We start from the raw sequence: 24,352 nt of genomic DNA, 5'->3' as shown, positions 1-24,352 counted from the left end.
AGGGACGATCGGCCGCTAGCGTGCGGCGGAATCGGGGTTGGCGGGGACCATGACGGACGAGTTGCCCAGAACAGACGTCACGGCGGACACGGTCGGCGCGGGTGCGCTTCCTGCGGCCGGCGAGCCGCTGCTGCGCATCGAGGGCGTTGCCAAGACCTTCGGGACCTTCCGCGCCGTGAACGGCGTGTCGCTGGACATCATGGCCGGCGAGTTTTTCGCGCTGCTTGGGCCCAGCGGCTGCGGCAAGACCACGCTGCTGCGCATGCTCGCCGGCTTCGAGGCGCCTGACGAGGGGCGCATCCTGCTCGGCGGCAAGGACATCGCGCAGGCGCTACCACATGAGCGGCCGATCAACATGATGTTCCAGAACTATGCGCTGTTTCCGCATCTCACGGTGCGCGACAACATCGCTTTCGGCCTGAAACGCGCGCGTCTGGCGCGCGCCGACATTGCCACCCGGGTGGCCGAGATGGTCGCGCTGGTGAAGCTCGAGGGGCTGGAAAAGCGCAAGCCCGACCAGCTCTCCGGGGGGCAGCGCCAGCGCGTGGCGCTGGCGCGGGCTTTGGCGCGACGCCCGCAACTCCTCCTGCTCGATGAGCCGCTCGCAGCGTTGGACAAGAAGCTGCGCGAAAGCACCCAGGGCGAGCTGATGGAGCTTCAGCGCCGGCTCGGCATGACCTTCATCATCGTCACCCACGACCAGGAAGAGGCGATGACGATGGCGAGCCGGATCGGCGTGATGAGGGACGGCAAGCTCGCGCAGGTCGCAAGCCCGCGCGAGCTCTACGAGGCGCCGCGCTCGCGCTGGATCGCGGAGTTCGTCGGCGACATCAATCTGTTCGACGGCGAGTCCAAATTGCGCGACGGTCATCGTCTGGTCATTGGCACGCGTGATGCGGGCGCGCTGGTTGTGGACGAGCCGCGCGAGCCTGTCGGTGCAGGAAAATTCGCGGTTGCGATCCGTCCTGAGAAGGTCAAGCTCTCGCGCCGCGGTCCCGTGAGCGAGGCCGGTCATGAAACCGCGATCAACCGGCTCGACGGCGTGATCGCCGACATCTGCTATCTCGGCGGCACCACCACCTACAAAGTGAAGCTCGATGCCGGCGGGACGGTGCAGGCTTCGGTCGCCAACAGCGCGCGCCTCGACGTCAACGCCTACAGCGTGAACCAGCATGTCGTCGCTTGGTTCACGCCCGACGATTGCGTGGTGCTGCCGTCATGAGCGGGCGTCGCATCTTCGCGCGACCGGCTCGCCTTGCCGCGATCGCGCCCTATGTCTGGATGGTGCTGTTCTTCCTGGTGCCGTTCGGCTTTGTGCTGAAGATCAGCCTGTCGCAGACCGCGATCGCGCAGCCGCCTTACGAGCCGGTGTTCGACCTGACGGCGGGATGGGAGGCGCTGAGGGCCGCCTTTGCCGCGCTGTCGCTCGACAATTTCAGGCTGCTCGCCTCCGACGACATCTATGTGTTCGCCTATGTGCGCAGTCTCACCGTCGCCGTCACCGCAACCGCGCTGCTGCTCCTGGTCGGCTATCCCATCGCCTACGGCATGGCGCGGCTGCCGACGCGCTGGCAGGCGGTGGCGATGGTGCTGGTGATCGTGCCGTTCTGGACCTCGTTCCTGATCCGCATCTATGCCTGGATCAACATTCTCCAGCATGACGGCCTGCTCAACCAGATCCTGCTGGCGCTGCATCTGGTCAGCCAGCCTGTGGTGTGGCTCTCCACCGACAGCGCGATGTATATCGGCATCGTCTATTCCTATCTGCCGTTCATGATCCTGCCGCTCTACGCCACGCTCGCGAAAATGGAGCCGGTGCTGGAGGAGGCGGCCTCCGATCTCGGCGCTCCGCCCTGGCAGGTGTTCTGGCTCGTCACCTTCCCGCTGTCGCTCCCCGGCGTCGGTGCCGGCGTGCTGCTTTGCTTCATCCCGATCGTCGGTGAGTTCGTCATTCCCGACCTTCTGGCCGGCTCGAATTCGCTGATGATCGGCCAGACGCTGTGGCTCGAATTCTTCACCAACAAGGACTGGCCGGTCGCCTCCGCGGCGGCCATCGTGCTGCTGGTGGTGCTGCTGGTGCCACTGCTGCTGTACGAACGGCTGCAGCGCCGGCAACTCGAGCAGGGGCGGTGAGGTGATGCGCAAGCTCTCCCGCCTGTCTCGCTTCAACATCGCCTCGCTCGCGCTGGGGCTGGCGTTCCTCTATCTGCCCATCCTCATCCTCGTCATCTATTCCTTCAACGCCTCGCGGCTGGTGACGGTGTGGGGCGGCTGGTCGCTGCGCTGGTATCATGAGTTCTTTGGCGACCGTGCCATGATCGAGGCGGCCTGGATGAGCCTGCGGGTCGCGGCCTCCTCGGCGACCATCGCCACCCTGCTCGGCACGCTCGCGGCCGTGGCGCTGTCGCGCGGCGAGCGCTTCCGCGGCCGCACCCTGTTCTCCGGCATGCTCTATGCGCCGCTGGTGATGCCGGAGGTGATCACCGGCTTGTCGCTGCTGCTGCTGTTCGTCGCGCTGAACGCCGAGCGCGGCTTCTGGACCGTGACGATCGCGCACACCACGCTGACGATGTGCTTCGTCGCCGTGGTCGTGCAGTCCCGCCTCGGCTCGCTCGACCGCTCGCTGGAGGAGGCGGCGATGGATCTCGGCTGCAACCCGGTGCGCGCGTTCGTCGCTGTCACGCTGCCGCTGATCGCGCCCGCAATCGTCGCCGGCTGGATGCTGGCGTTTACACTGTCCTTGGACGATCTCGTGATCGCGAGCTTCACGACCGGTCCGGGCTCGGCGACCTTGCCGATCCGGATCTATTCGGAGGTGCGGCTCGGCGTGAAGCCCGAGATCAACGCGATCTGCACGCTGGTGATCGCCCTGATCGCGGTGGTTATCGTCATCGCCTCGCTCGCCTCGAAATTGTCGAGCTCGCAGGGCGAGAGCGCGGCGCCGCTTTAGACGGGAGACATTGTGATATTCACCTACCAGGTCCTCGTCCATACGCCGCTCTGGGTCTGGACCTTGTTCGCCTATCTGGTCTGGCAGGGCATCAAGGCGATGCAGCCGCGCAGGACGCCGATCTGGCGCGCGCTCATCGTGCCTGCCGTGTTCATCGTCTGGGGCGTCTCACGGATCGGCTTTGGACATCAGGACGGCACGTGGCCGCTGATCGCCTGGATCGCGGCCGCACTGGCGCTATTGCCGCTCGGCGTGCTGACACCGCGTCCGTTCGATGTCGATCACACGACCGGGGAGATCATTCGTCCCGGCAGCGCGTTTGCGCTGGTCCGCAATCTCGTCGTGTTTTCTCTGCAGTACACGGTTGGCGTGATCACGGCGATCAATGCCGGCGATCGCGCGCTGGCCTTCATCGCCGGCCGCGCGATTTCGGGCGCGACCGCCGGCTATTTCATCGGCTTGACGATCGCGCTTCTGATCGCGTATCGCCGCAAGAGCGCGGCCGATGTTTAGGACTTCACCGCACCCGCCGTGAGCCCGCCCACCATGTAGCGCTTGAAGGCGTAATAGACCGCGGCCGGCGGCAGCGCGTAGATGAAGCCGGTGGTCATCAACAGCTCCCACGGCGAGTCGTCGGCGGCGAGGAAGTTGCCGAGCGCGACCGGCAGTGTGATGTCGGTGTCCTTGGACAAGAGCAGGAACGCGTAGAGATATTCGTTCCAGGCTAGCAGCACGGCATAGGTGCCGATCGCGACCAGGGAGGGCATCATCAGCGGCACATACACCAGGCGGAACAGCTGCAGCGTGGTCGCGCCGTCCATCACGGCGGCCTCGTCGAGCTCGACCGGCAGCTTGTCGGACGCCTGCTTCAGCACCCAGATCGCGTAAGGCGAGGCGATCGTCACCATGGCCAGGATCAGCGACCAGTGATTGTTGAGCAGGCCGTAATTGCCCATGGTGCGGTACATCGGCACGGCGAGGAACGCCGCCGGGATGAAGTAGGTGAATAGCGCGAGATTCATCACCCAGCGGCCGCCCGGCACCTTAAGCCGCGAGATCGAGAATGCGGCGGCGGTCGCGATGAACAAGGTCAGCGCGCCTGCGGCCAGGGCGATCACAGTCGAGTTCCAGAACTGGATCCAGAAGTCGCGCAGGAAATAGTGCTCCTGGTAGAACACGATGTGGAAGTTGTGCAGCGTCGGATGATCCGGCCACAGCTTGCCCGAGAACGCGTCCTCCTTCGGTGAGATCGCGAACAGGAACATGTGGTAGATCGGAATCATGGTCCAGATGAAGACCGGGATGCCGATCAGCAGGAGCTTGGCTTCGGTGCCAACTTCGCGGAGGGTGGGAAGCTTCATCGCGACAACCGTTTCATCATGAAGTACATCAGCGGCAGCACGAGCGGTATCGCGCAGACGATGGAGGCCATCGCGAGCGAGAGCTGGTCGAGCCGGAGATAGCGGATGCCGAGTGTCGACAGCACATGTGTGAGGTCGGCCGGCCCGCCGCCAGTGAGCAGATAGACGCTGTTGAAGTCGCCGAGCGTCCAGATCATCGAGAGCAGCGTGCAGGTGACGTAGAGCATCTGCATCGACGGCCATGTGATGAAGCGGAATTTCTGCCAGGGGCTGGCGCCGTCGACCTCGGACGCCTCGTACAGATCCTGCGGGATCGCGAGCCGCCCGGTCAGCAGGATCAGCGTCCAGAACGGCAGCGACTTCCAGATATGCACGGCGATCGCCATGGTCAGCGCGACCGTCGGATCGTTCAGCCAGTTCGGGCCGTCATCGCCGGTGAGGGAGAAGATGAAATGGTTGACCATGCCCCATTCGGGATTGAGCATGAATCGGACCGACAGGATGGTCGGGATCGACGGCACCGCCCAAGGCAGGATGAAGATCACCGACAGCCATTTGATCCAGGGGCGCTGCTGGGCGAAGAAGCCGGACAGGAACAGCGCGATCAGCATCTTCACGTTGATGCCGATGACCAGGAAGATCAGCGTGTTGACCGCGGCGCGCGCGAAGATCGGGTCGTTGTACAGCGCGACATAGTTCGCCGGATTGCGCGCCAGCCACAGCCCGTAGCCGACGGGATAGACGACGAAGGCCAGGAAGACGAGGAGATAGGGCACAATTAGCAAGATGCCCCAGACCTGCTGCGTGGTCAGGCGCGCCGACAGGGGAGGGGCCGAAATTGTGTCTGAGCCGGAAAGTGTGATCGCCATATCGCATACCCACCGAAAGCAACCGGTCGCGGAGAGCCGCGACCGGTATTAGCATATAACCTTATCGCAGTCCGGGATCAGCCCGCGACCGCCTTGATGCGGGCGATCAGTTCGTCGACCGCCTTGTCCACCGGCACCTTCTCGCTGACCACGCGGTTCATCGCCTTGGCCCAGACGTTCTCGTTGTTCAGGATGGTGAACTTCCAGTTCTTGGTGAAGTCGAACGGGGCGGTGCCGCCCTTGAACTGCGCGTAAACCGCCTTGCGATGCCGGTCGGCCTGCCAGAACGGGCTCTCCTGGCTTTCCTTCGTCACCGGGAACCAGCGGCCGAGCGCACCCTCGATATAGGGGCGGACGTTCTCTTCCTGGAGCAGGAAGGCGATGAACTGCTTGGCCTCGGCCTTGTTCTTGGCCACGGAGAAGACCAGCCCGGTCTTGACGTCCGAGCGGTAGCGAATCGTCGAACCGTCCGGAGCCTTCGGGAAGGACGCGGTGATGATGTCCTCGCCATAGGCCTTCTTGCCGGCTTCGCGCTGCTCGGGCGTGAGCGTCTGGTTCTGGGAGTCCTCGAACCACTTCGCCGCGATCGAGATCGTGAAGTTGTGTGTCATCACGATGGTCTTGTTGTGGAACGCGACGTTGTTGTCGGGATCCTTCCAGGTCGTTGAGGACGGCGGCGTGCAGCCCTTGATGTAGGTGTCGGTGTAGTCCTTCAGCGCGCCGATCAGGTTCTCGCGCACCTTGGGATCGTCGACCGTGAGCTTGCCGTCGTCGTCGACCAGCTTGACGTGGTAGGCGTCCATGAAGGTGTAGAACGACTGGAAGGCGTCGGTGGATTCGACGCCCATCGGCTGGCCGACGCCATAGATGCGCTGGCCCGTGGCCTTGCGGATTCCCGGCTGCACCTTGTCGCACCAGAATGTCCAGTAGCCCGCCCAGTCCGTCGGGATGTCGGCGAGCTTGAAGCCGGCCTTCTCCAGCATGTCGTTCCAGATCTCGACATGCATGCTCTGCTGCTTCAGCGGGAAGCCGTAATAGGCCTTCTTCTTGGTGACGTCGTTGTAGAGGATCGACGCATCCAGCGTGTTCTGCACGAACCGATCCTTGATCGGCTCCATGATCTCGGAGAGGTCCTCGAGCTTGCCTTCATAGGCCCACTTGCCCTGCACCTGCACGTCGTAGGTGTCGGAATAGGCAACATCGGGCACCGTGCCTGAATCGAGTGCGGCCACCGTCTTCGGAATCATGTCCTGGATCGCGTACTGCGACAATTCGACCTTGATGCCGGTCTTGGCTTCGAACTTCTTGATCGTGTCGAGCAGCGCGTCGTCTTCGGAGCGGTAGAAGCCCTTGCCCCACCAGACCGTAATCGTCTTCTGCTGCGCAAATGCGGGTGCAGCGGCTGCAAACAGCCCGGCCGCAGCGACCGCCAGTGATACTGCGCCAATAACCTTGGATTTCACGTTTTTCTCCCTCAAACGGCCGGTGTTTTTAACCGGTCGCATAAAACACTAGCGCATGGCCGTCAGCCGATCTAGCGGCATCTTGTCAGACCTAGGTCGTGGGGTGTCGGGCGAAGGGAGATGCTTAATGCGTGCATCGATCCAATCGCCGCATCAATTCGGCCGGATCAATTCGCGATGGTCGGGCAAGGCCGGACGATCGCCGTCCTCAGTCGGACTTCGCTCAATTGGACTTGGCTTAATTAGACTTGGCGCCGTCCTTGCCATTTTCCGCCGTGGGCGATTCGGCCGGCGCGGAGCGTTTTCCGCTGCCGGTGATGCGCTCGATTGCGGAGCGCACCGCGTCGCCCGCCTTGCGGTCCTTCAGCATGTCGAGCAGGGGCGCGGAGGCCGGCGAGCGGCGGATCAGGCTTTCCGGATCGGGGAAGACCAGGGGATCGTCCCAGGGGCCCTGCACCACGAAGGGCAATTCGAAGCCCGAGGCGCTGTTGAGGCTGGCCACGCCCTTCATGTCATATTCGCGCGTCGGTACCGAAGCGGTGCCGGTGAGCGTGATCTTCGCCGCTGGCCCTTCGACGCGGATGTCCTCGGCGGTGGCGACGCCGTCGGAGAACTTCACCGCGATGGTGAGGGTGTCGTAAGGGGTGGAGCCGTTGCGGAAATTACCGCCGCCGGACAGCGGCCGCCGCTCCAGCCGCTTCAGGAGCTGCTCGGCGTTAAAGCCCGAGATCGCGCCGTCATGCCCGATCACGGTGGCGCTGCCGTCGAGCGACTGCACGAGGCCGAACGGGCTCGAGCCGGAAGCGAGGAGCGAGACGTTGATGTTGCCGCGGCCGGACAGCTTGTTGAGGCCGAACAGCTCGGAGGCGCAGGCCTGGAGGTCGACGTCGGTGAACTGGAATTGCGCCTTGATGTCGGCGACGGTGTCGGAGCGCGCGATGCCGAACGAGCCCTTGGCAATGCCGCCATAGACCTGGGCCTCGCCGACCGAGAGCGCCAGCGTGCCGTTGCGCAGGTTCGCGCCGATGGCGGTGCGGCCGAGTTTCGAAGCCCCGACCGTCAGCTTGGCTGCCGACAGCCGCATGTCGAGGTCGGTGGTCGACAGGGCGTTGAGATCGAACAGCTGCCTGTTCCAGTCGCGCGCGCCGCTCGCGAGCAGGCGGAAGGTCGAGATATAAGGTGTGAAGTCGAGTGCGTCGGCGGCGAGCGTTGCCTGCAGGGTCTGCCGGCCGTTATTGGCGTAGGTCATCACGCCCTCGGCGGTGTTGCCGTCGAGCTCGACATTGACGTTGGTGAGCGCGATCGAGGCACCCACGACATTGGCGCGCGCCTTCAGCGCGAAGCGGCCGAAACCGCCGCTGGCGGGCTGCGGCTGGCCGGTCCAGCGCAGTGCATTGCGCAAGGACGGGCTGTCGATGGTGAGCGTGCCCTCCATCATCGGGCTGGTGCGGTTGGCGACGCTGCCGTCGAAGGCGAGCTTGAGCGGGACGCTCGCGATCCGCGCCTTCAACCCCGATCGCTCGCCGGAGAGGGCGGCGACGAAATCGGAAAAGCTGATCGAGCCGTCGACCCGTTCGCCGCGCCAGTCGAACTGTCCGGTCGCAGCAAAGGAGCGCGAGATCGAGGGCCAGGCCAGCGACAGGTCGATGTCCTCGAACTTCTCGGTGCCGTGCGTGGCGGCGTCCTCGTAATCGAGCACGCCGTCCTGGATCCGGATTTCGGAGAACGACACCTGATTCTCGGCGCCGGGCTTCATGGTGCGTGCGATGGTCTGGATGAAGGGCGTCCAGTTGCTTTCGCCGTCCGGCTTCAGGCTGACATGGATGCGCGGCCGCAGCAGCGTCAGGTCGGCGATCTCGAACCGCTGCAGCAGCAGCGGCAGCAGCCGCAGGTTCGCGGTGAGCACGTCGACGTGGAGCGCCGGATCGCTGGTGCCGCCGCCCTTCAGGCCAACGTCATGAAAGGAGATGTAGCTTGCCGGCAGCAATGAAATGTCGATCGTGCCTTCGAAACTGAGCTCGAGCCCGGTGACGTTGCGGATCTGCGTTTCCACCGCCTGGCGCAGCGCGTCGCGGTTGATAAGCCAGGAGGTCGCGATCAGGGCCATCAGCGCGACGCCGAGTACCGCCGCGATCGGCGTCCCGAGGCGCTTCATTCCTTGGGCCATGGTCAATGGCATGTCCTGATCGGGTTGGTCGTTGGAGCCGGAAGGGCGGGCAGGGAAACCTGCGCGCCCCACGCCCAAATCCTGTTATGTTAAGTGCCGCAACTTGATGGGTTTTCTTGTCGCTTTCAAGGCCGCAGACGGTTCTGCCCACGGCGTGGGCAGCTTCTACCACCAGGTGACGGGGCGGAGAACCCCGTATCATTGACGGCTTCGGACGATTTCGCCTAATAATCGCCGCCAATAAGGCGCGACGCCTGCAAGCCGAAGGTTCACTCGAAGGTTATTTGCATGAACAAGGTCTATCCCGACGCCAAGTCGGCTCTCGAGGGCGTTCTGAAAGACAACATGATGATCATGTCGGGCGGCTTCGGCCTCTGCGGCATCGCCGAGGAGCTGTCGGACGCGATCCGCGAGTCCGGCGTCAAGGGCCTGACGGTCGTCTCCAACAATGCCGGCGTGGACGGCATCGGGCTCAGCCGCCTGCTGGAAACCCGGCAGATCAAGAAGATGATCTCGTCCTATGTCGGCGAGAACAAGCTGTTCGCCCAACAATTCCTCGCCGGCGAGCTGGAACTTGAATTCAACCCGCAGGGCACGCTGGCCGAGCGCATCCGTGCGGGCGGCGCCGGCATTCCGGCCTTCTATACCAAGACCGGCGTCGGCACGCTGATCGCCGAGGGCAAGGAAGTGAAGGAATTCGACGGCCAGAAGTACCTGATGGAGCGCGGCCTGTTCGCCGATCTCGCCATCGTCCATGCCTGGAAGGGCGATACCGCCGGCAACCTCATCTACCGCAAGACCGCGCGCAACTTCAACCCGATGATGGCGACCGCTGCCAAGGTCACGGTGGCCGAGGTCGAGCACCTGGTTCCGGCCGGCGAGCTCGAGCCCGACCACATTCACACGCCCGGTCTTTTCGTAAAGCGCATCGTCGAGGTCGGATCGGCCAAGAAGCGCATCGAATTCCGCAACACCCGCCCGCGTAGCGCTGCTTAAGCGTATCAGGAGACCCACATGGCCTGGACCCGTGAACAGATGGCCGCGCGCGCCGCGAAGGAACTGCGTGACGGCTATTACGTCAATCTCGGCATCGGCATCCCGACGCTGGTCTCGAACTACATCCCTGATGGCATGGACGTCAGCCTCCAGAGCGAGAACGGCATGCTCGGCATGGGCCCGTTCCCCTATGAGGGTGAAGAGGACGCCGATCTCATCAACGCCGGCAAGCAGACCGTGAGCGAGCTGCCGTCGACCTCGTATTTCTCGAGCGCGGATTCTTTCGGCATGATCCGCGGCGGCCACATGGATCTGTCGATCCTCGGCGCTATGCAGGTGGCCCAGAACGGCGATCTCGCCAACTGGATGATCCCCGGCAAGATGGTCAAGGGCATGGGCGGCGCGATGGATCTCGTCGCCGGCGTCAAGCGCGTCATCGTGGTGATGGAGCATTCCGCCAAGGACGGCGCCAAGCTCCTGAAGCAGTGCAATTTGCCGCTGACCGGCGAGCGCGTGGTCGACATGGTGGTGACGGACCTGGCCGTTTTCACCATCGACAAGCACGGCGCCGGCGGCATGGCGCTGATCGAGCTCGCCGACGGCGTCTCGCTCGACGAGGTCAAGGCCAAGACCGAAGCCGAATTCCGCGTCGCGCTGAAGAACACCTGAGATAGCGTTCGTGATAATCGTTAAATGGCCGGGCTTCGTCCCGGCCATCTTCGTTTGGGCGTGGGGACACGCGCTGCCTCTACACCGTCATTGCGAGGAGCTCTTGCGACGAGGCAATCCAGGCCGCTTCCGCGGAAAGATTCTGGCTTGCTTCGCTGCGTTCGCAATGACGGAACATGAGGGGCGGCCGTCGTTCCTACAATTTGCGGATCGAGTTCGCTAAGACCTCGCCGCCCACACCTTGCCCCATCGCGCCGATACGCTCGCGACCCAGGACGTCTCCTCGCGCACCAGGCGGAAGCCGAGATTGGCGGGCGGCACGCCTTGGGCGCAGCCGCCGGCGCGGGCGTCGCGGATGAAATCGGTGACATAGGCGCGGTGCGCGCCCTCGGCGATACGCACGCCGCAGTTCACGGTGGCGCTGCCGGCATTGCCGGCCTCGTCGATCCGCGAACGCACGAAGCAGGTCGAGGTCCACTCCCAGACATTGCCGGCGAGATCTTCGATGTCGTGCTCGTTCACGCCGAACTTGCCGAACGGATAAGCCGTCGTGTCGAAGAGGTCACGCTCGGATTCACGCTCGTAGCGGCCGATCCAGCGCTTCGATGGATCCGCTGCGTCCACCGACCCGCCGTCGTCCTTGAACCGGGTTCCCGCCGCAAAGGCCCATTCCGCGTCGCTCGGCAAGCGGTAGTGGTGACCGGTCTTGCGCGATAGAAAGCCCGCATAAGCTTGCGCATCGTGCCAGCTCACCTGCACCGCGGGCCGATCGGACGCGATTGCTACGCCGCGATCGAGCGCGCGACACGCGCCCTCCTGCACGCAAATCTGATAGTCGGATGACGAGACCTGATGCCGCATGATGTGCAGCGGCCTCTCGAAGCGCATCGCGCGCAGCGGCGCTTCCGCCTGGTGCCCGGCGCGCGTGAAATCGCCGGCCTCGCGATAGGACAGGCTGCCCGGCGCGACCCTGACGATGGCAGGCTGCGCCGCGGTGCCATGGGTCGCGATGTCCGACACCAGCGGCACCACCGCGATCGGTCCTGCAAGCCCGGCGGCGCAGGCGAGTAGCAGTTTCAGCTTGAATGCGATCAGCATGGTCGTTCCCCGAAGTAAAAAGGGGCCGGTAATCACCGGCCCCTCGTCGCGTCTAATTGGTGTTGGGGGCCGGGATATCCGCAGGGGCCTTCACCTGGGTCATCAGATCGTCGTTCCACTTGCCTTCGACCTTGAAGTGCGCGGTGGCGCCGAGGTCGGCGGCCTCGATCAGATTGTGCGTGACATAGGCGTAGATGCCGGGCTGCATGAACTTGTACAGCGCAGCTCCCGCCGAGCCGCCGCGGATGAACCAGGTCTCGAGTCCTGTCTCCGGTGCGTTGGAGAACTTGCCGGTCTCCCAGACATAGTCGCCATGGCCGCCGATAAGATGCGGACGGCTGTCGCGATTGGCCTGCGAATGCACGATCAGCACGTTCTCGCCGACATTGGCGGTGAGTGCATTCTTGCCGGTGAGCGCGCCGACCTTGCCGTTGAAAACGACGTGGGAGGGGATCAGCTTCTTCATCACCTCTTCAGTGTCGGTGAAGGCTTCGCCCGGCGATTCATAGGATTTGAAATTGCCCTTGTCGTCGCGCGGCACGTACATGTCCTGCTCGCCGATATAGTAGATCTTGTCGTATTTCAGCGGGTGACCCTTGCCGTCGTTGAGGCCGTCGCGGGGCAGCACCATCACGGCGCCGTTCATGCCGGAGACGACGTGCCAGGGGATCATCGGGCCGCCCGGCGCGCAATGGTAGACGAACACGCCGGTCTTGGTCGCCTTCCAGCGCAGCACAACCTGCTCGCCGGGATTGATCAGCGTTAGCGCGCCGCCGCCGAGCGCACCGGTCGCGGAATGGAAGTCGATGTTGTGCGGCATGGAGTTGGTTGCGGGATTGACCAGCGTCGTTTCGACGTAGTCGCCCTCATGCACGACCATCATCGGACCCGGCATCGAGCCGTTGAAGGTCGTCGCCTGGAAGGTGGTGCCCTTCTCGTCGATGACGACCTTCTTCTCCTCGATCGTGAGCTTGAACTCCAGGATTTTGGGCCCCTGCTTGGTTGCTTGCTCGTGCGCATGCACGAAGGGTGGAGCGACCAGCTCAATCTTCTGGCGCGGCAGTTTGAGATCATCGGCAGCCAAGGCGGGTGTCGCCAGCATCAGTGCGGTCGCGGCGGCGCTGATCAATGCGGCTCGGCGGGTGAACATCGGAAGTATCCTTCATCTGGAATGGTTTTGATGACGGATGCAGTGTGCGCCTGTTACGGCAAGCCCGTTTGCGCTGCGACAAGCTCTTGCCGGATTCGCCTCCGGTAAAATCCTTAGGAGTTTTCCGAAGATCGCATCGGCGATACGAAAGACACGACGGCGCGCGACGTCAGCCGCGTCGGCCGCAAATTGTTCGCATGTTCAGTCGCGTTTACTGCGAATGGATTGGTGTCGACTAGAGCAACTGGATCGCAATCCAGACCGTGCCCCAGACGGCGAGCGACACTGTGGCGACGACCGCGGCCGTGATGATCATCACGCGTACGAGGTGGCCGGTGCCAGCGGCGGGCGCGGAGGGAACGGGACGAAAATCGTCGAAACGCGGGATATGGTCGCGAACGCCGGTGAGCCACAGAACAAGATCGAGCGCGAACGACGCCATAACCTATCTCCAGAGGGCAGTAGTCAAATGTCACCATGGCTCCAATCCGACGCTCGGACTTTGAGCGAGCGCAAGGTAGCGCGCCCGAAAATGGGTGATCTAGTGCCATCCGGGATGCGCCGCCCCACTGCGCAGCATCGATTTACGAATGGTAAGATATGAGGACCGATCTTGCGGCGAGCTACGGCGAAGAACGATTGCCGCGCTATACGAGCTATCCGACCGCACCGCATTTCTCGCCGGCGATCGGCGAGGGCGCCTACGCCCGGTGGCTGGCGGAGCTCCCGGCGGGGGCCAGCGCGTCGCTTTATCTGCATGTGCCGTTCTGCCGTGAGATGTGCTGGTATTGCGGCTGCCATACCCAGATCGTCCGTCGCGAGGGGCTCATCGCGGCCTATCTGCGCACGCTGCGCAGTGAGATCGCGCAGGTGTCGGAGACCATCGGCCGCCGCATCAAGGTCGAGCACATCCATTTCGGCGGCGGCACGCCGACGATCATGGCGCCGGAGGCTTTTGCCGAGTTGATGGCGGCGATGCGCCACTCGTTCTTCGTGCTGCCGTCGGCCGAGATTGCGGTCGAGATCGATCCCCGCACGCTGACTGCCGACATGGTCGAGGCCATGCGGCTCTCCGGCGTCAACCGCGCGAGCCTGGGGGTGCAGAGCTTCGACCCGGTCGTGCAGCGCGCGATCAACCGCGTGCAGAGCTATGAGCAGACGGCTTCGGTCGTTGACATGCTCCAGCGCGCCGGTATCAACGGGATCAACTTCGATCTGATCTACGGACTGCCGCACCAGACCGTTGCCTCGTGCCTGGATACCGTGCGACGTTCGCTCGAGCTTGGGCCCGACCGCTTCTCGGTGTTCGGCTACGCGCATGTGCCCGATTTCAAGAAGCACCAGCGCATGATCAACGAGGCCGTGCTGCCCGACGGCCCCGCACGCCACGACCAGGCCTGCGCAATCGCCAATGCGTTGAAGGAGGCCGGTTACGTGCAGATCGGGCTCGATCATTTCGCGCGGCCCGACGATTCCATGGCTGTTGCCTTCGAGGAACGCACGCTGCGGCGCAATTTTCAGGGTTACACCACCGACAAGAGCGAAGTTCTGCTCGGCTTCGGCGCCAGCGCGATCGGACATTTGCCGCAGGGCTATGTCCAGAACGAGGTGCAGATCGGCGCATATGCGCAGAGCATCGCCGCGGGCCATTTGGCCACCGCGAAGGGCTATGGGCTCACCGACGACGACCGGCTGCGGGCCGATATCATCGAACGCATCATGTGCGAGTTCAGCGCTGATCTCGGTGACATCTGCGCGCGTCATGGCGCTGAGGCCGGGGCTATGCTGAAATCGGCGTCGCGTCTGAAGCCACTGATTTCCGACGGCGTCGTGAGACTGGACGGCGACCGCATCGCAGTCGCCAAGGACTCGCGCTTCCTCGTACGCAGCGTCGCAGCCGCGTTCGACGCGCATCTGGATCCGGCGAAGCAGTTGCACAGCCGGGCGGTGTGAAATCACCTTGCTGACACTCACCGAAATGACGAGCCAGCTTGCGCTTCGACAAAGAGACTCCCGCCCGCTCCGCTATCGTCGTTTCGGAACGGAGTTGTCCATGCCTTTTGGATCCGACGATCTGGTCGATGACATCATGCGTACGGCGCCGCACACCATCCGCGTGTTTCTCGCCTTCAGGATGGCTTGCGTCGGCTGTCCGATCGCAACCTTCCACACGGTGGATGACGCCTGCCGCGAGCATGGCATCGACCGCGACAAGTTCCTCGCCGCGCTGTGCGATTGCGTACCGGCGTGAAGCGGTCTGGAATTCGCGCGGGCCGCGCGCGGATTCCCGGGTGAGGGTGAGCTTCGCCGTAAGCGGAAGCAACCCTCACCCCTATTTTCAAGCCGCGCCGCTGTCGGCGCTGCGCTCCGCCAGCACGACGATCCCATGCGGGTCGCGCAGGATGATGCGTTGACGGCCGCTCTCGACGAGGCCTTGGCTTTCCCAGCTACTCAGGATGCGGCTCACGGTATGCAGCGTGGTGCCGGTCATCTGCGCGATGTCCTGGCGGCTGATCGGGAAGTCGATCTCGATGCCGTGGTCGAGCTTCTTGCCGGATTGCTTGGCGAGGCGCAGCAGTGCATGTGCGACGCGCTGCTCGACCTGCTGGGTCGACATTTCCAGGATCCGGGTGTGGCTCTCCTGGAGCCGTGTGCCGACAGTCTGGAGCGTGCTGGCGGCAAGAGAGGGAAATCGCTCGACCAGCCGCGGCCAGGCCGAGGTCGGCCAGATCAGCGCGACGCTGTCGTCGACCGCGATCGCAGTGGCCGGATAGCGCGCCGCTCCGATCGCCATCGCAAGACCGAACGTTTCGCCCGGCGCGACATAGCGCACCACGATCTGCTCGCCGGTCGGCGTGGTCTTGGCCGCGCGAACATGGCCGTGCAGCAGCAGGAAGAAGGATTGCGCGTCCGCGCCCTGCTCGAAAATGGCACTGTTCCTGGGATAGCGCGCCGAGCGGGCCTCGCGCAGGATCTCCTCGAGGTCCCCCGGTTTGACGCCCCCAAACAGCGGCAAATGCGCAACCAGCGATGTGTCGACCTTGGCCATTCTGCCTCCTCGGCGCTGGGGAGTGTGATGGCACCTGCAATCGTCCGGGTGTTTGCGATAGCTCAAAACGGGCCGGCCGGACGGCAGTATTTTTCCAGTGACGGTTTGAATTGACTGGAGTTGACCATGGCTGGTGCCCGATCCCGTAACTTTGAGGGCTGGCCGCTGTTTGCGAACAGCTTTCGGCCCTTTTTCCTGCTTGCCGCGATCCAGGCCGGGCTTTCGATCCTGGCCTGGCTGCCGATGTTCTATGGCGAATTGTCGGTGACATCAGCCCTCGCGCCGCGCGACTGGCACGTCCATGAGATGCTCTACGGCTTCCTGCCGGCGGTGATCACAGGCTTCCTGTTCACGGCGATCCCGAATTGGACCGGGCGACTGCCGATCCAGGGGACGTCGTTGGGCGCGCTGTTGGTGGTCTGGCTCGCTGGCCGGGTCGCGGTGATGTTGTCCGCCGATATCGGCTGGGCGTTTGCGCTTGTCGTCGATACCGCCTTCCTGACGCTGGTCGTCGCCGCTGCAACGCGCGAGATCATCGCCGGCCGCAACTGGCGCAACCTGCCCGTGGTGGTGCTGGTGCTCGTGCTGCTCGCCGGCAATGTTGCCTTCCATCTCGAAGCCCATTATGAGGGCGCGGCCGATGTCAGCATCCGTGTCGGCATCGGCGTGGTCGTGCTGATGATCTCGCTGATCGGCGGTCGCATCATCCCGAGCTTCACCCGCAACTGGCTGGTCAAGTTCAATCCCGGACGCCTGCCCGTGCCGTTCGGACGCTTTGACGGCGCGGTGATCGGATGCAGCGCAATTGCGATCATCGCGTGGATCGTAGCGCCGTTGAGCACCTTCACCGGCCTGGCGATGGCGCTCGTCGGCATGCTACATTTGCTGCGGCTCGCACGCTGGGCCGGTGATCGCACCTTCCGCGAGCGGCTGCTGCTGATCCTCCATGTCGGCTATATGTTCGTGCCGCTCGGCTTCCTCCTGCATGCTTTTGCCGTCTTCGGCGCGTTGCCGCCCAGCGCGGGAATTCACGCCTGGATGGCGGGCGCGGCCGGAACCATGACGCTCGCGGTGATGACCCGTGCGAGTCTCGGCCATACCGGACAGGCGCTGACGGCTTCGCCGCCGACACAAGCCATCTATGCCGCGATCATCGTCGCGGCGCTGGTGCGGGTCGCGGCGGTGGTTTGGCCTGCGCACAGCGATGAGTTGCTGCACATCGCTGCCTGCGGATGGATCGTCGCGTTCCTCGGCTTTGCCATCGCGTTCGGCCCGCTGCTCGCCGGCAGCCGCCGCCGCGCGCTTGCCATCATGGGTGTGCCCGTCGCGGCACGCTGAATTTAAGCCGCGCTTGCCGGGGGCACCGTGGTCGTTGCTGCCGGTGGCCGCACACCTTTGCGCCACGCAGTGATGGTGCAGCCGAAGCGACCGCGGAACCAGCGCGCCATGGCGCTCTGCGCGGAGAATCCGAGCTGCACGGCGATGTCGGCCAGCGGCCGGCCGGGGTCGTCGATCAGCTGGATCACGAGATCGGCGCGCTGTGCGTCGAGAATGGCCGAGAAGCTGGTGCCTGATGCGGCGAGGTGGCGGTGGATAGTGCGACGGGTGCAGGCGAGGTGCTCGGCGACGCGCTCGACCGTGCAGTCGCCGCTGGCGAGCAGGAGACGCACGACCTCGTCCACCTTCTCCTCCCAGCCCGCCGGCCGCGTCTCGATCGCCTCGATCCGCTTGCGCAGGTAGCTCGCGATCAGCGGATGCGCGCTCGGGATCCGGCGCTCCATGTCGTGGGCCGACAACAGGATCGAATCGTCCTCCGCGTTGAAGGTCACACGGCAGCCGTAGAACTCGCGGTAGCGCTTGCGGTCGTGCGGCGATGGATAATGCAGGTGCACTTCCTGCGGCCGCCAATCGCTGCCGAACAGCGACTGGATGATGCGGTGGACGCTGCCGAGGGCCATGTCGATCGACTGGCGCGGCGCAGTCGGTTGCCGGCCGCGCAGATGCAGCGTGACGGTCACGGTGTGCTTGTTGCGGGTGACGCCCAGCTTCATGCCGTCGTGATGGATCGGGATGAAGCGCGAGAATGCTTCGATCGCCTCGCCGACGGTCGCCTGTTCGCGCACGATCAGGCCGACCGCGCCGAAATTGGTCAGGCCGCCGCGCTCGGCGAGCCGCAAGCCGAAATCTTCGGCACCTGAAGCCTCTGCCGACAATTCGAGCAGGCGGCGCAGGCCCGTGACGGCGATGGGCGTGTCGGGCTTGTCGAGGCAGGCTAGCGGCAGCCTGACCTTGCGCATCATCTGTTTGGGGTCGAGCCCAACCGACCGGGCCACCTCCGGGTAGTAGCTCAAGCCTGCGCTGCGAATGAGGTCGATCATGCGACCGTTCCTGCCCGCCACTCCCGCCGATGTCCCGAAATGTAAAGTTTCTGTCCCGATCCGTCAAATCCGGGAACAGGGTGGAACATACATAAGTAAAACCGAAGCACGGGCGTGAATGCCGTGCACATGACGGCGCGGCGCGATGGGCCCCGCAGCCGTCTCGGATCATTTGACCAAGACATTATTGGATCGGGATTATGCCGGGAAACATGCTTTCCAAGGGTGAGGTATTCGTCATCGACACCGACGCCGCCTCCCGCGAACAACTTTCCACCGCGCTCCAAAAGAGCGCCTATGACGTGATCTGCTTCGCCGACGGTGCGTCGTTGTTGTCCGAAGCGAAGGCACGGATGCCGGCCTGCGTGTTGTTGGAGATGCCACCCGATCGCTCCGGTCTCGAGGTGCTCAAGCGCCTGCGTGAGGAAAATTGCATGGCGCCGGTGCTGGTGACTTCTGCGAACGGCAGCATCGCCATGGCGGTTGACGCGATCAAGAGCGGCGCGGCGGACTTCATCGAAAAACCGTTCCGCACCCACGACATCGTCGACCGGATCGATGCCGCCATCGACGAGTTCGCACAGCCCGGCTCTCACCGGCAGCGCTGGTTGCCCGGCTGCGAACCCCTGACGGGCCGCGAAGGCGACGTGCTCGAGCATCTGGCCGACGGCCTGACCAACAAGGAGATCGCCCGGCGCATGCATCTGAGCGCGCGGACGGTCGAGGGCTATCGTGCCAGCCTCCTGAAGAAGGCCGGCGCCAAAAACGTGACGGATCTGCTCCGCCGAATCTTCGGGCAGGGCACGCCGACCCAGGCCTAAAGGCTTCCGCTGCGGACGAGGAGGCGTTCCGCAGCCATGGTGCCGCCGCGGCGGCGCCCCACGGAAACCCCAATCGAACCAGTTCCTTTCCTGCCGCGTCCAATCATGTTGGCGAGGCATTTGATCGCGCGTCCGGCTGGCGGCGCGGCGATACCGCAGGAGGGACTTGATGCGCATCACCGCAAGATATTTGGCAACGACGAGCCTGGTTCTGATGACCACGGCATGCGCGTTGCCGTCATGGGCCGCCGATGTGGACGCCACATCGGCCATCGACACCGTCACGGTTTACCCGGATGGCGCCACCGTTACCCGTGTGATTGCACTGGACCTCGCCTCAGGCGAGAGCACGTTGGTCGCCAAGGATTTTCCGCTCTCGCTCGATCCGTCCTCCCTTCGCGTCGAGGGCGAGGCGGGCGCAAAACTCACCATCGGTACGATCGATGCGCGGCCGCCGCGTGCGGCGCCGCCGGTCAACCTGTCCGAGATCGACAAGCGCATCGAAACGCTCAAGGACGAGCGCTCCGATTTGCAAGGCGCAATCGATGCGGCGGTCGCGCGGCGTAAATTCGCTCAGCGGTTTGCCGAAGCGTCCCCTGCCGGCCTCGGCGAAAAGGGCGAAGCGCGGCCGATCACCGAATGGCGGGCAGCCTTTGGCGCGGTCGGTGAGGAGGTCGCGATCGCCGACACCGCGATCCGCGACGCCACGCGAAAACAGCGCGAAATCGATCGCCAGATCGCGCAGCTCGAAGCCGAGCGCTCGGCCAAGCCGCCGAGCAAGCTCGAGGTGCGGATCGACGTCGCCTCGGCAGCCGCAACCAAGGCAACCTTGCGGGTGACTTATGCGGTGCGTAACGCGCGCTGGTTGCCGCTCTACGACGCCCGGCTCGACACCGGCGCCAAGGACCGCAAGCCGCAAGTCGAGCTGGTCCGCCGCGCCGAGGTCACGCAATCGACCGGCGAGGACTGGTCGAACGTGACGCTCGGCGTCTCCACGGTGCGCATCGGCCGCGGCGGCAGCGCGCCGGAGCTGAATTCGCTGGTCGCGCAGTATCCGCAAGTCCCGAAGCCGCGCGCGCTGGGTTCAGTCTCCGATACGGTAATGCCTGCGGCGGCCCCGATGCAGCGAAAGGTGGAAGCCCCGGCCCATGTCAGCAGATCCAGGGAAGATCTTGCGGAACGCGCCGAAGAACAGCAGGCGGTTGCCGAGATCGGAGATTTCCAGGCCACCTTCCGGATTCCAGGCCGCGTTAGCCTCGGCGCCGCCGAAGGCGCCAAGAGCCTGCGCATCACTTCGATGAACGTGCCCGTCGATCTCATGGTGCGCGCGGCACCGGTGATGGACCCGACCGCCTTCCTCGAAGCCAGCTTCAAGCAGACCGACGACACGACGTTGTTGCCGGGCAAGGTCGCGATCTATCGCGACGGCGTCTTTGTCGGCCGCGGCAAGCTCTCGGGCTCGGCCAAGGATGACATCGTGCGGCTCGGCTTCGGCGCCGACGACAAGGTCAAGGTCGAGCGCGCCGTGCTCAAGCGCAACGAGGGCTCGGCCGGACTGATCGTCACGACCTCGAAAACCGACGAGCGTTCGTTCAAGACGACGATCCGCAACGGTCACGACTTCCCGATCAAGGTCGCGATCGAGGACCAGTTGCCGGTCAGCGAAAGCGAGGACATCGTCGTCGAGATGCTGCCCGCGACCACGCCGCCGACCGCGAGCAACATCCGCGACAAGCGCGGCGTGCTGGAATGGTCGTTCGACACCAAGCCCGGCGAGGTCAAGGACATCAATTTCGCCTGGCGCATCCGCTGGCCGAAGGACAAGAGCATGGTGATCGTGCCGGCGGGTTAGCTTTCCGCAACAGGCACCGCCGCCCGCATCGATTGCTTTGCGATTCAATCACAGGCGCCGCGGCGTGCTGGATCGCCCGGTCGAGCCAGGCGATGACCATGTTGAGAGTGCGTCGGCCTTACTTCGCCTTCAGGAAATCCGCGACCTCGAGCAGCATGAACTCGTCGTCGTCGGCCTTGTTGGGATCGCGGCTGGAGGAGAACGGCAGATTGTTGTCGTTGCCGACGATGATGTGGGTCTCGTCGACGCGATCGACGTTCTCGATGGTGAAGAACGGGAAGGTGTAGACGCCGTCATTGAGCGGCTTCTTCGCCTTCTTGTCGGGGTCCTTGATCTTCATCAGGTCGATATAGCCGATCTTGCGCACGGGCTTGCCGACATTGGCGTCGGTGAGCTCGATCTTGTAGACGCGCTTGAACTTGGCCACATCAGGGAAGCAGTTCTCGCCGCGGGTGCCCTGCGGGCAGGCCTTGTCGGGCGTGCCTTCGCCGTTGTCGCGCTCGATGATGAGGCCGGCGCTCGGGTCGATCATGTTGAAGTCGCCGATGGCGTTGCCGTTCTGCTCGAACACATATTGCCAGTAGCGGCCGGTGAACTTTTCCGCGGCGACGTCGAATTCGAGGATGCGCGAGGCTTCCTTGCCGTCGACCTTCTCCCAGTCCTTCTTCTCGGCATCCCACAGCGGACCCTCGAGCAGGCCGTAGAGGAATTTGCCGTCCTTAGAGGACGCAAAGCCCTCATAGCCCTTCGAGCGGCGGAGGTTGACGTTGGTGTAGGTCGCCCCCGGCGCGCCCGGCGTCGCCACCGCCCAGTTGTCCGGCGAACGCACCGGCTTGCCGTCGGCAACCGTCTCGAACACGCCGAGGATTTTTCCGGTCTTGTCGGCCTTCAGGATGTAGGGGCCGAACTCGTCGCCGATCCAGAAGGTATCGCCGATGATCTGGAAGCCTTCGGTGTCGAAGTCGGAGCCGGTGAGATAACGCGTCTGGGTGTCCTCGTGCACGATGCGGAAGGGCACCTTCTTGTCGGGATCGTGCAGGAAGATCGTCTCCAGGCGCTCGATCTTGCCGCCGGCCCAATCCATCTTGTAGTGGTTGAGGTATAGCATCGAGTCCGGCGAGTTGGCGCGCGCGCCCATGCCGTTGTCGGTGATGACCCAGAAGGTGCCGTCGGGCATGGTCTTGATGCCGGAATGGCCCTGGAGCGGCTGGCCCTTGAACGGCAGCGACACGCCGGTCGCCCGCTCAAACGACTTGCCCATCACGGTGCCGAGCGCCTCGACGCGCTTGCCGGTGGTGTATTTGCCGGAGGTCTTGAGGTCAACGGGCGCATCCGCCGGCGCGTCGATGAAAGACTCGGCCGGCATCACCACGTGGCCGGCGAGCTTGGCCGGGAATTCGCCCTCGCTCTGCGCGAGCGCGCTGCTCGCGGTCAGAATGATCGTAGCGACGGTGCTGAGAAAAGTCGCGCGCATGTGCGTCTCCTGTTGGCGGAAGCACGCCTTATGCGGTTCGCGTGTTGCAGATTTGTGAAACCGGGGCCAAACGCCGCAGTGGCCGGTTACTCCTTTACCGCGCCGGTCAGCGACGACACGTAATAGTCCACGAACAGCGAGTAGAAGATCGCAACCGGCAGCGAGCCGAGCAGCGAGCCCGCCATCAGCGCACCCCATTGGTAGACGTCGCCGGTGACCAGCTCGGTCAGGATCGCGACCGGCACGGTCTTGTTGGCGCCGCTCTGGATGAAGGCGAGTGCGTAGATGAACTCGTTCCAGGACAGCGTGAAGGAGAAGATGCCGGCCGAGATCAGGCCGGGCACCGCGAGCGGCAGCGTGATCCGGCGCAGGATCTGCAGCCTTGTGGCCCCGTCCACCAGCGCGCATTCCTCGAGCTCGTAGGGGATCGACTTGAAATAGCCGATCAGCAGCCAGGTGCAGAACGGCACCAGGAAGGTCGGATAGACCAGGATCAGCGCGAGTGGACTGTCGAACAGGCCGAACTGCACGACCACGGTGGCGAGGGGAATGAACAGGATCGACGGCGGCACCAGATAGGCGAGATAAATGCCGAGACCGACATAGGAGCTGCCGCGGAAGCGCAGGCGTTCGATCGCATAGGCGGCAAGCGTGCTCGCGATCAGCGACAGCGTGGTCGAGCCGATCGCGACCATCATGGTCGTCCACAGCCAGCGTGGATAGGCGGTGTCGAACAAGAGATGCTTGATATGGCCAAGCGTCGGCGAGGAGATCCAGAACGGGTTGTGTTCCTTGTAGTTCATCAGTTCGGCGTTTGGCTTGAACGACGTGATCGCCATCCAGTAGAACGGAAACAGCAGGATCAGCACGAAACAGCCGAGCGGCAGATAGATCATCATCAGCCGCCGCATCCCGGAATCCCAGGCCATGGTGTCGGGGGCGGCCTTGGCGTCGGCGGTCGATTGCACGACGGTGTCAGTCATTGCTCTCTCCCTGCTGCCATTTGCGGCGCGCCAGGCCGAAATAGGAGAACAGCGTCGCGAACACCAGGAACGGGATCATCGACACCGCGATCGCGGCGCCTTCGCCGAGCTCGCCGCCGGCGATGCCGCGCTGGAAGGCCAGCGTTGCCAGCAAATGGGTCGAATTCACGGGGCCGCCACGCGTGATCGCGTAGACGAGCTGGAAGTCGGTAAACGTGAAGATGATCGAGAAAGTCATGACGATGGCGAGGATCGGCATCATCATCGGGAAGGTGATGTAGCGGAAACGTTGCCAGGCGCTGGCGCCGTCGAGCATCGCGGCCTCGTAGAGCGAGGGCGAAATGGTCTGCAGGCCCGCCAGCAGCGAGATCGCGACGAATGGTATGCCGCGCCAGATGTTGGCCGCGATCAGCGAGAAGCGCGCCGGCCAGGGCGAGCCGAGGAAGTCGACATTGCTCGACCGCCAATGCAGCACGTCGACCAGCAGGTAGGAGATGATCGAGAATTGCGGGTCGTAGATCCACCAGAACGCCAGCGCCGAGAGCACCGTCGGCACGATCCAGGGCAGCAGGATGATCGCGCGGAGCAGGCTCTTGAACGGAAAATGGTTGTTGAGCAGCAGCGCCAGCCAGAAGCCCAGCGCAAATTTTCCGAAGGTCGCGATTCCCGTGTAGACCACGCTGTAGAACACCGCGTTCCACCACAGGGGATCGGTGAGCAGATACTGGAAATTCTCGAAACCCACGAAGACACCGCGTCGGCCGATCGTGGTGTCGGTGAAGGCAAGCCAGATGCCGAGGCCGAGCGGATAGGTCAGGAATACCGCGAGCAGGCCGATCGCGGGCGCAAGGCACATCACGATCAGAAACGGCTTGTAGTCGAACAACCGCACCAGCCACGACGGCTGCCGCTGCACCAAAGCGGGAGAGGAGAGGGTGGTCACGGACATCGGGTCGTTGTCCTGTCGTTGAGGGTCACCATACCGTCATTGCGAGCGAAGCGAGGCAATCCAGTCTGTTTCCGCGGTTGCAGTCTGGATTGCTTCGTCGCTTCGCTCCTCGCAATGACGATC

The 24,352-nt window shown here is 64.1% G+C and carries 23 protein-coding genes; 11 read left to right on the top strand and 12 right to left on the bottom strand.

Annotated features, from left to right (window positions below; genetic code table 11):
- Positions 1 to 49 precede the first annotated feature (49 nt).
- From IVB31_RS05660 to IVB31_RS05645, 4 genes are read left to right on the top strand one after another with little or no spacing between them, the layout of a single operon-like run.
- The gene (locus IVB31_RS05660) at positions 50 to 1,222 is read left to right on the top strand and encodes an ABC transporter ATP-binding protein (protein WP_247319673.1); all 1,173 of its coding nucleotides are present in this window, start codon (positions 50 to 52) and stop codon (positions 1,220 to 1,222) included.
- Positions 1,219 to 2,133 carry an ABC transporter permease gene (locus tag IVB31_RS05655; RefSeq protein WP_247319672.1) on the top strand — a complete coding sequence of 305 codons (915 nt, stop codon included), beginning with the start codon at positions 1,219 to 1,221 and terminating at the stop codon, positions 2,131 to 2,133. The genes IVB31_RS05660 and IVB31_RS05655 overlap by 4 nt, the downstream gene beginning before the upstream one ends.
- A 4-nt stretch (positions 2,134 to 2,137) precedes the next feature.
- Positions 2,138 to 2,950 (top strand): ABC transporter permease subunit, encoded by an 813-nt coding sequence (locus IVB31_RS05650; RefSeq protein ID WP_247319670.1) that lies wholly within the window; start codon positions 2,138 to 2,140, stop codon positions 2,948 to 2,950.
- Positions 2,951 to 2,962: 12 nt separating this feature from the next.
- A complete protein-coding gene (locus tag IVB31_RS05645; protein ID WP_247319668.1) occupies positions 2,963 to 3,463 on the top strand; it encodes a DUF6622 family protein in 501 nt (166 codons plus the stop codon).
- On the opposite strand, the gene IVB31_RS05640 is transcribed toward IVB31_RS05645, so the two are convergent.
- From IVB31_RS05640 to IVB31_RS05625, 4 genes are all read right to left on the bottom strand, one after another.
- Positions 3,460 to 4,311, bottom strand: coding sequence for a carbohydrate ABC transporter permease (locus IVB31_RS05640; protein WP_106942006.1), 852 nt, complete (start codon positions 4,309 to 4,311; stop codon positions 3,460 to 3,462). The genes IVB31_RS05645 and IVB31_RS05640 overlap by 4 nt on opposite strands.
- Positions 4,308 to 5,180 (bottom strand): sugar ABC transporter permease, encoded by an 873-nt coding sequence (locus tag IVB31_RS05635; RefSeq protein ID WP_247319666.1) that lies wholly within the window; start codon positions 5,178 to 5,180, stop codon positions 4,308 to 4,310. The genes IVB31_RS05640 and IVB31_RS05635 overlap by 4 nt, the downstream gene beginning before the upstream one ends.
- 77 nt (positions 5,181 to 5,257) lie before the next feature.
- Positions 5,258 to 6,643 carry an ABC transporter substrate-binding protein gene (locus tag IVB31_RS05630; RefSeq protein ID WP_247319664.1) on the bottom strand — a complete coding sequence of 462 codons (1,386 nt, stop codon included), beginning with the start codon at positions 6,641 to 6,643 and terminating at the stop codon, positions 5,258 to 5,260.
- 238 nt (positions 6,644 to 6,881) lie between these two features.
- Positions 6,882 to 8,810 (bottom strand): AsmA family protein, encoded by a 1,929-nt coding sequence (locus IVB31_RS05625; protein WP_247320363.1) that lies wholly within the window; start codon positions 8,808 to 8,810, stop codon positions 6,882 to 6,884.
- Between the two features lie 288 nt (positions 8,811 to 9,098).
- Between IVB31_RS05625 and IVB31_RS05620 the strand changes: the two genes are divergently transcribed.
- Positions 9,099 to 9,806, top strand: coding sequence for a CoA transferase subunit A (locus IVB31_RS05620; protein WP_247319662.1), 708 nt, complete (start codon positions 9,099 to 9,101; stop codon positions 9,804 to 9,806).
- Between the two features lie 18 nt (positions 9,807 to 9,824).
- Positions 9,825 to 10,475 (top strand): CoA transferase subunit B, encoded by a 651-nt coding sequence (locus tag IVB31_RS05615; protein WP_247319659.1) that lies wholly within the window; start codon positions 9,825 to 9,827, stop codon positions 10,473 to 10,475.
- A 219-nt stretch (positions 10,476 to 10,694) separates the two neighbouring features.
- On the opposite strand, the gene IVB31_RS05610 is transcribed toward IVB31_RS05615, so the two are convergent.
- From IVB31_RS05610 to IVB31_RS05600, 3 genes are all read right to left on the bottom strand, one after another.
- Positions 10,695 to 11,573, bottom strand: a complete 879-nt coding sequence (locus IVB31_RS05610) for an SUMF1/EgtB/PvdO family nonheme iron enzyme (RefSeq protein ID WP_247319658.1) — start codon at positions 11,571 to 11,573, stop codon at positions 10,695 to 10,697.
- A 52-nt stretch (positions 11,574 to 11,625) separates the two neighbouring features.
- Positions 11,626 to 12,723 (bottom strand): copper-containing nitrite reductase, encoded by a 1,098-nt coding sequence (gene nirK / locus IVB31_RS05605; RefSeq protein WP_247319657.1) that lies wholly within the window; start codon positions 12,721 to 12,723, stop codon positions 11,626 to 11,628.
- A gap of 235 nt (positions 12,724 to 12,958) precedes the next feature.
- Complete coding sequence (locus IVB31_RS05600; protein ID WP_247319656.1) at positions 12,959 to 13,165, bottom strand: hypothetical protein; 207 nt, start codon at positions 13,163 to 13,165, stop codon at positions 12,959 to 12,961.
- A 158-nt stretch (positions 13,166 to 13,323) separates the two neighbouring features.
- On the opposite strand from IVB31_RS05600, the gene hemN reads away from it, so the two are divergent.
- On the top strand, positions 13,324 to 14,676 hold the full coding sequence (hemN, locus tag IVB31_RS05595) for an oxygen-independent coproporphyrinogen III oxidase (RefSeq protein WP_247319655.1): 1,353 nt from the start codon (positions 13,324 to 13,326) through the stop codon (positions 14,674 to 14,676).
- 100 nt (positions 14,677 to 14,776) lie between these two features.
- Positions 14,777 to 14,974: a DUF1858 domain-containing protein gene (locus IVB31_RS05590; protein ID WP_211394734.1), complete on the top strand. Its 198-nt coding sequence runs from the start codon at positions 14,777 to 14,779 to the stop codon at positions 14,972 to 14,974.
- A gap of 87 nt (positions 14,975 to 15,061) precedes the next feature.
- Here the strand turns inward: IVB31_RS05590 and IVB31_RS05585 are convergent, their stop codons facing one another.
- A complete protein-coding gene (locus tag IVB31_RS05585; RefSeq protein WP_247319654.1) occupies positions 15,062 to 15,772 on the bottom strand; it encodes a Crp/Fnr family transcriptional regulator in 711 nt (236 codons plus the stop codon).
- Between the two features lie 126 nt (positions 15,773 to 15,898).
- Here IVB31_RS05585 and IVB31_RS05580 point away from each other — a divergent pair, with 126 nt between their 5' ends.
- Complete coding sequence (locus IVB31_RS05580; RefSeq protein ID WP_247319653.1) at positions 15,899 to 17,110, top strand: NnrS family protein; 1,212 nt, start codon at positions 15,899 to 15,901, stop codon at positions 17,108 to 17,110.
- A 2-nt stretch (positions 17,111 to 17,112) separates the two neighbouring features.
- On the opposite strand, the gene IVB31_RS05575 is transcribed toward IVB31_RS05580, so the two are convergent.
- Entirely contained in the window at positions 17,113 to 18,150 is a 1,038-nt protein-coding gene (locus tag IVB31_RS05575) for an AraC family transcriptional regulator (protein WP_247319652.1), read from the bottom strand.
- Between the two features lie 200 nt (positions 18,151 to 18,350).
- Here IVB31_RS05575 and IVB31_RS05570 point away from each other — a divergent pair, with 200 nt between their 5' ends.
- Together IVB31_RS05570 and IVB31_RS05565 are read left to right on the top strand one after the other, a co-directional pair.
- Complete coding sequence (locus IVB31_RS05570) at positions 18,351 to 18,971, top strand: response regulator (protein ID WP_247319651.1); 621 nt, start codon at positions 18,351 to 18,353, stop codon at positions 18,969 to 18,971.
- Between the two features lie 169 nt (positions 18,972 to 19,140).
- The gene (locus IVB31_RS05565) at positions 19,141 to 20,823 is read left to right on the top strand and encodes a mucoidy inhibitor MuiA family protein (protein WP_247319650.1); all 1,683 of its coding nucleotides are present in this window, start codon (positions 19,141 to 19,143) and stop codon (positions 20,821 to 20,823) included.
- Between the two features lie 118 nt (positions 20,824 to 20,941).
- Here IVB31_RS05565 and IVB31_RS05560 read toward each other — a convergent pair whose 3' ends face one another.
- From IVB31_RS05560 to IVB31_RS05550, 3 genes are all read right to left on the bottom strand, one after another.
- Positions 20,942 to 22,297, bottom strand: coding sequence for an esterase-like activity of phytase family protein (locus tag IVB31_RS05560; RefSeq protein WP_247319649.1), 1,356 nt, complete (start codon positions 22,295 to 22,297; stop codon positions 20,942 to 20,944).
- 86 nt (positions 22,298 to 22,383) lie between these two features.
- The gene (locus IVB31_RS05555; RefSeq protein WP_247320361.1) at positions 22,384 to 23,226 is read right to left on the bottom strand and encodes a carbohydrate ABC transporter permease; all 843 of its coding nucleotides are present in this window, start codon (positions 23,224 to 23,226) and stop codon (positions 22,384 to 22,386) included.
- Between the two features lie 46 nt (positions 23,227 to 23,272).
- Positions 23,273 to 24,229, bottom strand: a complete 957-nt coding sequence (locus tag IVB31_RS05550) for a sugar ABC transporter permease (RefSeq protein ID WP_247319647.1) — start codon at positions 24,227 to 24,229, stop codon at positions 23,273 to 23,275.
- Positions 24,230 to 24,352: the final 123 nt, after the last annotated feature.

The sequence above is a fragment of the Bradyrhizobium sp. 21 genome (assembly GCF_023073335.1).
Lineage (GTDB): Bacteria > Pseudomonadota > Alphaproteobacteria > Rhizobiales > Xanthobacteraceae > Bradyrhizobium.
This window is presented reverse-complemented; position numbering and strand designations above follow the sequence as displayed.

Excerpts from the sequence above, each read along its gene's own strand:
- IVB31_RS05610 (WP_247319658.1), bottom strand. The coding sequence starts at position 11,573 with ATGCTGATCGCATTCAAGCTGAAACTGCTACTCGCCTGCGCCGCCGGG.
- IVB31_RS05550 (WP_247319647.1), bottom strand. The coding sequence starts at position 24,229 with ATGTCCGTGACCACCCTCTCCTCTCCCGCTTTGGTGCAGCGGCAGCCG.
- IVB31_RS05560 (WP_247319649.1), bottom strand. The coding sequence starts at position 22,297 with ATGCGCGCGACTTTTCTCAGCACCGTCGCTACGATCATTCTGACCGCG.
- IVB31_RS05650 (WP_247319670.1), top strand. The coding sequence starts at position 2,138 with ATGCGCAAGCTCTCCCGCCTGTCTCGCTTCAACATCGCCTCGCTCGCG.
- IVB31_RS05580 (WP_247319653.1), top strand. The coding sequence starts at position 15,899 with ATGGCTGGTGCCCGATCCCGTAACTTTGAGGGCTGGCCGCTGTTTGCG.
- IVB31_RS05590 (WP_211394734.1), top strand. The coding sequence starts at position 14,777 with ATGCCTTTTGGATCCGACGATCTGGTCGATGACATCATGCGTACGGCG.
- IVB31_RS05600 (WP_247319656.1), bottom strand. The coding sequence starts at position 13,165 with ATGGCGTCGTTCGCGCTCGATCTTGTTCTGTGGCTCACCGGCGTTCGC.
- IVB31_RS05660 (WP_247319673.1), top strand. The coding sequence starts at position 50 with ATGACGGACGAGTTGCCCAGAACAGACGTCACGGCGGACACGGTCGGC.
- hemN (WP_247319655.1), top strand. The coding sequence starts at position 13,324 with ATGAGGACCGATCTTGCGGCGAGCTACGGCGAAGAACGATTGCCGCGC.
- IVB31_RS05565 (WP_247319650.1), top strand. The coding sequence starts at position 19,141 with ATGCGCATCACCGCAAGATATTTGGCAACGACGAGCCTGGTTCTGATG.
- IVB31_RS05570 (WP_247319651.1), top strand. The coding sequence starts at position 18,351 with ATGCCGGGAAACATGCTTTCCAAGGGTGAGGTATTCGTCATCGACACC.
- IVB31_RS05625 (WP_247320363.1), bottom strand. The coding sequence starts at position 8,810 with ATGGCCCAAGGAATGAAGCGCCTCGGGACGCCGATCGCGGCGGTACTC.
- IVB31_RS05640 (WP_106942006.1), bottom strand. The coding sequence starts at position 4,311 with ATGAAGCTTCCCACCCTCCGCGAAGTTGGCACCGAAGCCAAGCTCCTG.
- IVB31_RS05635 (WP_247319666.1), bottom strand. The coding sequence starts at position 5,180 with ATGGCGATCACACTTTCCGGCTCAGACACAATTTCGGCCCCTCCCCTG.
- IVB31_RS05575 (WP_247319652.1), bottom strand. The coding sequence starts at position 18,150 with ATGATCGACCTCATTCGCAGCGCAGGCTTGAGCTACTACCCGGAGGTG.
- IVB31_RS05655 (WP_247319672.1), top strand. The coding sequence starts at position 1,219 with ATGAGCGGGCGTCGCATCTTCGCGCGACCGGCTCGCCTTGCCGCGATC.
- IVB31_RS05620 (WP_247319662.1), top strand. The coding sequence starts at position 9,099 with ATGAACAAGGTCTATCCCGACGCCAAGTCGGCTCTCGAGGGCGTTCTG.
- IVB31_RS05615 (WP_247319659.1), top strand. The coding sequence starts at position 9,825 with ATGGCCTGGACCCGTGAACAGATGGCCGCGCGCGCCGCGAAGGAACTG.
- IVB31_RS05555 (WP_247320361.1), bottom strand. The coding sequence starts at position 23,226 with ATGGCCTGGGATTCCGGGATGCGGCGGCTGATGATGATCTATCTGCCG.
- IVB31_RS05585 (WP_247319654.1), bottom strand. The coding sequence starts at position 15,772 with ATGGCCAAGGTCGACACATCGCTGGTTGCGCATTTGCCGCTGTTTGGG.
- nirK (WP_247319657.1), bottom strand. The coding sequence starts at position 12,723 with ATGTTCACCCGCCGAGCCGCATTGATCAGCGCCGCCGCGACCGCACTG.